Origin of the sequence: Mesorhizobium sp. M0664, from assembly GCF_040320565.1 — a bacterium.
GTDB lineage: Bacteria > Pseudomonadota > Alphaproteobacteria > Rhizobiales > Rhizobiaceae > Mesorhizobium.
Genome location: NZ_JAMYPW010000110.1, coordinates 1 through 1,049, shown reverse-complemented (window position 1 = coordinate 1,049; position 1,049 = coordinate 1). Strand labels below are relative to the sequence as shown.

Here is a 1,049-nt window from a genome sequence, read left to right as displayed (position 1 = left end):
TAGAGCACGTCCTGTTTAATCCGGTTCATATCCTGCGGCCTTAAAGTAGTTTGCGCATTCGGCTGGCGTGAACAGGTCGAGAAGCGGACCGACGGCGTCCCACAAAGCCTTGATGGTTCTCTCGGCCTTTGCTCGCAACAACGCCTTGAGCTTGGAGAAGGCGTTCTCGATGGGGTTGAAGTCGGGACTGTAGGGCGGCAGGTAGAGCAGGCTTGCCCCTGCGGCCTCAATCGCGTCGCGCACGCCGGCGGCCTTGTGGGCGGGCAGGTTGTCCATGACGACTACGTCGCCCTCCGACAATGTCGGGACCAGCACCTGCTCGACATAGGCCACGAATATGTTGCCGTTCATAGCGCCGTCGTAGACGAAGGGCGCTGTCATGCCCGTCAGCCGCAGCGCTCCGGTGAAGGTCGTGGTCTTCCAGTGGCCATGCGGCACGCCGGCCCGGCAGCGCTCGCCGCGCGGCGCTCTTCCACGCAGGCGGGCCATCTTTGTGGAGAGGCCGGTCTCGTCGATGAACACGAGCTTCGCCGGATCGAGATCGAGCTGGCCGTCGAACCAGTCCCGGCGCCGCTTCAGGACGTCGGGGCGATCCTGCTCCAGTGCGTGCGCGGACTTTTTTTGAATGTCCAGCCGTGGCCGCGAAGCCAGGCGCTCAAGGCGCTGCGGCTGATCCGCACCGAATGCTCGGCGCTGAGCCGCTCCACCATCTCGTTCAGCGTGATGTCCTTGCGCTCCTCGATCAGCCCGACGATGAAGGCTTCATGCGCATCGAGGCTGGAGGCGCGGCGGCGACCCTGCGGGCGTGGCGCCAGTTCGCCGATCTTCGCCCGCGCAATCCAGCGGATCGCGCTGGACACTCCCACGCCGAACCGCGCCGCCGCTTGCCGCGCCGACATGCCCTCGTCCGAAGCCTTCAAGACCCGCGACCGAAGATCCCCGCTCAATGCTCTTCCCATCGTCCACCTCCATCGAGGTGGATGTTGAATCAGCACAAAACGCACCCGTCACATCACAATCGATTCATCGATCACAGGACGTGCTCTAGC

The 1,049-nt window shown here is 64.1% G+C and carries 1 protein-coding gene; it reads right to left on the bottom strand.

Going from position 1 to position 1,049, the window contains the following annotated elements:
- Positions 1-15: 15 nt before the first annotated feature.
- A protein-coding gene (locus NKI39_RS34160; protein WP_352536022.1) for an IS630 family transposase occupies positions 16-959 on the bottom strand; the annotation gives its coding sequence in 2 pieces (ribosomal slippage) (positions 16-623 and positions 623-959; 945 coding nt in all).
- Positions 960-1,049: the final 90 nt, after the last annotated feature.